This window comes from candidate division TA06 bacterium, assembly GCA_016208585.1.
Taxonomy (GTDB): domain Bacteria; phylum Edwardsbacteria; class AC1; order AC1; family EtOH8; genus UBA5202.
Genome location: JACQXR010000119.1, coordinates 1 through 7781 on the forward strand (window position 1 = coordinate 1; position 7781 = coordinate 7781).

Genomic DNA, 7781 nt, shown 5'->3' on the forward strand with positions numbered 1-7781 from the left:
GAAAAAGCTCAAACGGATTGATCTTGATTCCGGCACCAGCCTGCTTACGGAAATATCAAAAAAGCAAAATATGATTTTCAAAGCATTCCAGATACGGTTACCATCGTTGACATAGTTATAATTTTCACGGGATTTTAGGTTGAAAGACAAGGTAGGTTTAACGCTTGAAGGCAAGCCACAGATTGTCTCCGTTATCGGCGAAGCCGGCTTAGGCAAGACCAGGCTGGTTGACGAATTAAGATCATATCTTTTCGGTTCCCATCGCGACCGGGCCCTCTGGCTTGAGGGCCGGGCATTATCCCATGGTCAAACCCTGTCGTACTGGCTGTTCCTGGAGATATTAAAGACAATCTATGGAATAAGAGAGCAAGACAAAGAACAAGACATAAGCCAAAAGGTAATTGACAGGACTAAGAAGATATTTCCCGAAAGATACAACCAGATTGCGCCTTATATTTTGACCCTGTTCTCCATCCCGGTAACGGGCGAGTTGGAGGAGAAAGTAAAATACCTTGACCCCCAAAACCTGCAGATCCAGATATTCGTCAGCGTGCGAGACCTTTTGGTTGAACTGGCCAAAAGAAAGCCATTAGTAATCTTCTTTGAGGATTTACACTGGGCCGACCCGACCTCAATAGAGCTGTTACAGTTCTTAATGAACACCTTTTACGGGCCAGTGATGCTGGTCTTTGCCTTCAGGCCCGAGAAGGAAAGCGGAGCCTGGAAGATAAAAGAATTGGCCGTAAAACAGCATAAAGAGAAATATGCCGAGGTCGCCTTGGAAAGGTTATCGGACACCGACAGCGCCCGGTTAGTTGACAACCTGCTTAAAATCTCCGGACTGACGGAACAGGGGAAAGGTTTGATATTATCCAAAGCCGAGGGCAATCCCTTTTATCTTGAGGAGATTCTTCGGTCTATGATAGATAACGGTGTTTTAGTTTTTGAGTCTAATATCCCCGGCCTTGCTTCGCAAAGCGGGGCAGGCTGGCATCTGACATCCGACATCTCTACCCTGGAGATACCCGATACCATTCAGGGCGTGATCGCTTCACGGATAGACCGATTGGAAGATGATGTGAAGAGGGTGTTGCAGATGGCCGCGGTGATCGGCAAGAGTTTCTTTAAGACGATTTTGGAATATGTGACTGAAGCCGAGAAGAGGTTGGATGAGCATTTGGGCAAACTTGAGGAGCGGGAGCTCGTATTAAAACTAACAACTGAATTAGAATACGCCTTCAAGCATCCGTTAACCCAGGAAGTGGCTTATAACAGTCTGCTGAAGAAGAAGCGGAAAGAGTTCCACTTGAAGGTGGCCCAGGCCATAGAGAGCATTTATAAAGATAAACTGGAGGAGTTCACCGAGCTTTTGGCCCATAATTATTCCAACAGCGATAATCTGGAGAAAGCGGTGGAATGGCTGACTAAGGCAGGAGAAAAAGCAAGAGAAAAATACGCCAATCAACAGGCATTTCAGTATTATTGCGAGGCATTGCAAACATTGGAAAAGATTCCGTGTGCTGAAAAAGACCTGCCACAAAAACTTAAAAAACAGCTGGAGGTTTTAGAAAAGAAAGATGATATTATTAGATTTGAACTCGGCGGATATGAAAAACATATTACGACAGCAAAGGAATTTGCATCTCTATCAGAACTTGCGAGTTCTATTGGAGATAAAGAAATGGAATATAAAGCTATAGTGCTGGCTGCCGAGAATTACTCGGGATTAATCGGATATAAAAACGAAGTAATAAATTATAGAAACAAATCGTATGAGCTTGCAAAGACTATCGGCAAAAAGGAGCTTATCGCAGACAGACTATCTCATCTTGGCGGCATTTATGCAGTAGAAGGGGATTTTAAAACTGCAAAAACTTACCTTGCCCAAGCCCTAAAATTAGTGGAGGAGTGCGAAGATAGTAACGAAAAGGCAGATACAATTAGGGGAACTGGAAGTATATACTTATGCATAATAGAGGATTATATGAGAGCAAAATCCCTATTCGAAAAGGCGATGATTATAGCTGTTAAACTTAAAGATGAGGAATTTGAGGCCGAATGCCTACGAAGAATAGGTGAGACTGAACTTGCGCTTGGTAATTTTGATGAGTCTCTGATAATAATACAGAGGGGCCTTATTTTAGCAGAGAGAATGCGACATTTAAGATTAATTGAGTCTTGCCACTATTCTTTAAGAAATTTCTATGAAGCTATTGGAAATGTCGATGAAGTGCTAAAACATGCAAAGATTTGTCTTGATTTACTTGACCAAATAGGAAGATTAAGCACCAAACCTATGGTGCTTCAATATACTGGACTGGTATATATCTGGAAGGGTGAATATCTAATCGCGATTGAACATCTAAAAGACGCTATAAAAGTTACAGAAGAAATTGGTGGAAAGGGTCCGAAAATGGAGGCAATGTATCTTATAGGAGATATTTACAGGGAAATTGGGTACTATGAAGCAGCAATAAAATGTCATCAGGACCTTCTCGGGTATGTAAAAAGTTCGCAATATGATGAAGGAGTATCATGGGCAACTGGAGCAATTGGCTTAGACTACCTCTGCTTGAACAGGATTGCAGATGCCTTTACACTATTAAATGATGTAATAAAAACATTCCCCAAAAATGAGTATCCGCAAGAGATGGCGACCTATTTATTCGGGTTGGGACAATATTATAAAACGATAAACAAACCTGAAGAGGCAATAAACTATTATTGTAAATCAATTTTATTGGTTGAAAAACAACAAGACAAAATTGCTAAAGGGATTTATAACGTTCAACTAGCAAAGGTTTATTTCGAAACAAGTAAAGTAGAAGTGGCACAAAAAATATTAAATGAATCTGTATTTTTTGCTTACATTTCACAGTGTCCCGAACTACACTATCAGGCCTGCCATCTCCAAGGAAAGATTTTTGAAAAACAAGGGAAAACGCAAGAGGCATTGGGACAATACCGAAAGGCAAAAGAGATAATTGAAACCGTCGGCAATAAAATCACAGATGAACACTTGCGGGAATGCTATTTAGCCGTAAAAGAAAGAAAGGAAGTTTACGAGGACTGCGAGCGGCTGGAAACAGGGGATAATTAGTTCTCCAATTGTTACATAGCGTGTTTCGCGCCTGCGCGCTGAAGCCCCGACATGGCGGGGCGCAAGCGCGGGAAAAGGGGTCTTTTTAAGCGGCAACTAATTGACGGCATAAACTTTCATTCCACAGCCACAGCCAAAAACACCGATGGATCAAAACATCCCTGAAATAGTAAAGACCAATTACGTCTTTCACAACTTTTTTACCGGGCCCCACAACCGCCTGGCGTTTTCCGCTGCCCTGAAGGTGTCGGAGGAGCCGGGGGAAATATACAACCCCCTGATCATATACGGCGGAGTGGGGCTGGGAAAGACCCATCTGCTGCATGCGGTGGGCAATGCCGTAGCCCTGGCGCACCCGGAATATAAAATTGAGATCCTGGCCGGAAGCCAACTGGTGGTGGGTGATCTGGCTCGGGCGGAGCAGGCCGATCTTTTACTGTTTGACGATCTCCATTTGGGGCTGCACCAGCGCGAGGTCCAGAAAAGATTACTGCCGCTTTTTGACCGGATGATAGGATCGGACCGGCAGATAGTCATCACCACCGATATGCATCCCCAGAAAATCGAGGCCTTGGATCCCAAACTTTTGTCCCGGCTTCTGGGCGGGGTATTTGTGCGCCTGAAGGAGTTGGAGCTCATGGAAAAGGGAATGATTCTTTATAAAAAAGCCGAAGTCCGCGGGCAAAAACTGTCCGAAGATGTTTTACAGTTGATGGCCTCCCGGGTTTCCTCCAACGTCCGGGAGATAGAAGGAGCTTTGAACCGGGTGTTACTGTATTCCTCGCTGATGGAGGGCCCGGTTACCAAGGAGACGGTGGATGAAGCATTGCCCCCGGCTGTTTTGCCCAGGGTGCAGCCGGATCCGTCTCAGACAGCGGCCCCTGAAGAACCATCGGTCAAACCGGAAGGCGAGTTCGGAGCCTTTGTTTCCGGGCTGGATGACCGGATGCTTAAAATGCTGGCCGAACAGCAAGATGCCGAAAAAATCCGTCGGGAGTATAAAGAAAAAATTTACATCTGGAGGATGAAGGGGTTTAATACGGCTTCGGTGGAGCTGGCTTTGGACCAGGATCTTTCGGCCTTGACCGCCGAATACGATAAATATACGGCCAATGTGCAAAAGCTGATAGACCTGCAGCAGCAGTTCGGGCAGATGGCCGGGCAGTCAACGTCCGAAGAGATGACCCGGATAGAGTCGGTATTGTTTGATCCGGAACAAACTGATAAACTCGAACAATTGGTCAAGAGCCTTTCCCAAAGACTAAGCGGCGGTAAAAGCAAAACATTACCGCAAGCAGAGACTATCCCGGCAGCTTCGCCCCCAGAACCAATTAAATTGGAATCTCCGGAACGGCCGGCCCTGCCCCCAGTTCCCGAAATCAGGCCGGCCCCGGAAATAATAGCAGAACGCCAGAATGTAAATTCCCCGGAAACCGGCACCCAATCCCAACCGGATGATCTTCTGGCGGAAAAGTCCGGGAACATTGAAGAAAACTGGCCCTGGGTGGAAGACCGACTAATGGAAGAATTTTAAACCCACTATTTAGTTCTAACCAAATGGCCATCAAAGGATCCTTTAAGGAAATAAGCCTGCCCGATGTGCTTCAGTTGTTATCGGTGGGGCACAAAACCGGTTGTCTGAAGGTTACCGACGGCAAGAGTTTCGGCAGTATATTTTTCAAAGACGGAAAGATCTGCTACAGCAGCCTGCTGAACCGGCCCGACCGGCTGGGCGACCGCCTGCTGTCCCGGGGATTCATCACCAATTCCCAGCTGGGGGAGGCCCTAAAACATCAACAGACCGACCCGGACGGCCGACGGCTGGGCGATATTCTGATCCATTTGGGGCTGTTGACCAAACAGGATCTGGAGTCCGATGTCTCCCGGCAGATCGCCGATGCCATTTTTTATCTGCTGCGCTGGGACGAGGGGGATTTCTTTTTTGAGCCGGACACCCTGCCCACTGAGGAGGCCATCACCGTATCGTTGGATGTATTGAACCTGCTGCTGGAAGAGGCCCGCCGGATTGACGAATGGAAAAATCTGGAGGCCAAGCTTCCCGGGGTTCAGATTGTGCTGGAAAGGCTTATTTTAGAAGGCTCGCAGCAGGTAGAGATGGAGTTGAACGAGGAAGAACGCCAGGTGATACAGCTGATTGACGGCCGCCGCACCATGGGCGAAGTGATGGTGGCTTCTTCGCTGGGGGAATTTTTAACCTCCAAGATCATTTACGGTTTGTTGCGGGCGGGGCTGGTCAAGCGGGGCAACGAGAGGGGCCGGGCCGCAGCCAGAGCCGGGATGGGGGCTATCGACGAACACCGCAACCTGGGAATTGCTTTTTACAAGACCCAGATGTACGAGGAAGCTTACCGGGAATACAGGAGGATAGTGGAGATCAAGCCTGATGAGGCCGATGCCAGGTTTTATCTGGGCCTGATAAATTTCCGCAAGGCGGAATACGCCGAGGCCGCCACCGAATTTCTGGAGGCCATCGCCATTGAACCGAAAAAGGCCTGCAGCTATAATAATCTGGGACTGGCCTTGGAGGCCATGGGCGAGTATGAGGATGCCTCCCGCCAGTATAAAAAGGCGCTGGAAATGGCTTCTGATAAAGTAATCCCAAAACTTAATCTGGCTCATCTGGCCTGCCGTAAAAAAGAATGGGGTTTGGCCCAGGAGCAGCTTAAGAAAATAGAGGAACAGAGCGGGAAAACAAAACTCGGCAGTTTTTTATTGGGGCTGGCGGCCTACCGCAGCAGTCAATGGGATCAGGCCATAGAACACTGGCAGGAGTGTTCCCAAGGCGGGCGATTCAATCCCGCTTCCGAAAACAATATCGCCGCCATCTGGCAGGCCCGGGGCCAGGTGGAAGAGTCCGAACGTCATTATCAGGCCGCCCTGAAGGTTTCTCCGGAAAACAGAATGCTGCTCCACAATCTTTCCGAGCTTTATTATCGCCACAGCCTTTGGCCTCAGGCGGTGGATGTGCTTACCCGGGTGGCCGACCTGGGTTTGGCCGATGTCCAACAGCTTTATAAACTGGGGAATTTGTGTCTCAAACAAGGGCAAAAAGACAATGCGGTGAAATGGTGGAAAAAAGCGCTGGAGTTGGATCCCTCAAATCAGATGATCAGGCGCAACCTTGATCTGGCCGAAAAAGGATGATATTCAAAGACGCCATCACCGATCCCCAGCTGATGGAACTGGCCAAAATGATAAATGCCGACACCGGCTTTGACGTTCTGCAGTACAAGGAGCGGCCGCTTAAAAGGCGTTTGGCTGTCAGGCTCAGGGCCTGCCAGCTCAGCACTTATCAGGAATACGCCCAAAGGCTGGTCCAGGACAAATCCGAATATCCCAAACTCCTGGATGCTCTGACCATCAATGTCACCAATTTTTACCGTAATCCCGAAACTTTTAAAACGGTCTCGGCCAGAGTCCTGCCGCTGTTGGCCGTCCAAGGCGAACAGAGCCGCCCCCTGACAATTTGGAGCGCCGGTTGCTCCTCAGGCGAAGAAGCTTACAGCCTGGCCATCCTGTGGCGGGAGTTTGCCGCCGGGAACGGCGTTAATCGCCCCTACCGGATCATTGCCACCGACATCGACCGCGTCAGCAGGGCAAAGGCCAAGCAGGGAATATACGACCAGAACAGCATGAACGAAATTCCCTCCGAACTGATAAAAAAATATTTCAAGCTTGTACCCCCAAACTATATCCTGGACGAAGAAATCAAGAGGATGGTTGAATTCCGCCATTTTGACCTGTTTGAACCTTCTCCGTTTTCGGAACTGGATATGATATTTTGCCGCAATGTGCTGATTTATTTTTCCCGGCAGGCCCAGGAATATATATTTGACAGTTTCCGGAAAAGCCTTAGATCCGGAGGATTTTTAGTGCTGGGCAAGGTGGAAACCCTGTTCGGTAAAGCCAAGGAATGTTTTTCCCCTTTTGACCTTAAGGAACGCATCTACCAGCTGAACGGATAACAACGGTTTTATAAAATTGTCCAACGAAGTCATAGTTAAAATAGCCGATCTGAAAGTTGATAGGGAACCGGCCATCATCACCACTCACGGATTGGGGTCCTGCCTGGCCATCATGCTGTATGATCCGGAGGCTAAAACCGGGGGGCTGGCCCATGTGATGCTGCCGTCGCCGGACCTGAGCCGCCTTAAACCCCAGCCGGGCAAGTGTCCCCAGAGCGCCATAGAACAGATGCTCCTGCAAATGGAGTCCTTAGGATGCCGGCGGTCCCGGATAAGAGCCAAGCTGGTGGGCGGGGCCACCATGTTCGCCGGTCTGCTTTTAAACCACCGGGACGGCGAGAACAACATCGGGCAGAGAAATACCCAGGAGGCCAAGCGGGTCCTGGCCGAGCAAAACATTCCCGTGGCGGCTGAGGACATCGGCGGCGATTATGGCCGTTCGGTGGAATTTATTCTGTCTTCCGGGACGGTGCTGATCCATTCCTTCAAGGCCGGGCTTAAGGAGATATAGCCGGGTGGGTTGGCTTTCCCAATTCCTGCAATCTTAAAACGGCTATGCTTTTTTTTGTTGATTTAGCTTGAACGCTGATATACAATGATTGGTGAATAAATGGAGGACAAGGGAATGAAGATTATCATAAATAAGGTAATACTGATGTTCTTTGCCGCAAGCATTTGCTTTGCGCAAACAACGA

Annotated in this window: 5 protein-coding genes; all 5 read left to right on the top strand. The window is 48.2% G+C overall.

Translation table 11 applies throughout. From position 1 onward, the window contains the following. Nucleotides 1-139 precede the first annotated feature (139 nt). The 5 genes from HY768_09145 (at nt 140) to HY768_09165 (ending at nt 7597) form a co-directional block, all read left to right on the top strand. On the top strand, nt 140-3100 hold the full coding sequence (locus HY768_09145) for an AAA family ATPase (protein ID MBI4727365.1): 2961 nt from the start codon (nt 140-142) through the stop codon (nt 3098-3100). A 145-nt stretch (nt 3101-3245) separates the two neighbouring features. Further along, on the top strand, nt 3246-4634 hold the full coding sequence (locus HY768_09150) for a hypothetical protein (protein ID MBI4727366.1): 1389 nt from the start codon (nt 3246-3248) through the stop codon (nt 4632-4634). Nucleotides 4635-4657: 23 nt separating this feature from the next. Further along, a complete protein-coding gene (locus HY768_09155; GenBank protein ID MBI4727367.1) occupies nt 4658-6265 on the top strand; it encodes a tetratricopeptide repeat protein in 1608 nt (535 codons plus the stop codon). Then, entirely contained in the window at nt 6262-7086 is an 825-nt protein-coding gene (locus HY768_09160) for a protein-glutamate O-methyltransferase CheR (GenBank protein ID MBI4727368.1), read from the top strand. The genes HY768_09155 and HY768_09160 overlap by 4 nt, the downstream gene beginning before the upstream one ends. A 16-nt stretch (nt 7087-7102) precedes the next feature. Continuing rightward, the gene (locus HY768_09165; GenBank protein ID MBI4727369.1) at nt 7103-7597 is read left to right on the top strand and encodes a chemotaxis protein CheD; all 495 of its coding nucleotides are present in this window, start codon (nt 7103-7105) and stop codon (nt 7595-7597) included. The last annotated feature ends 184 nt before the right edge of the window (nt 7598-7781 follow it).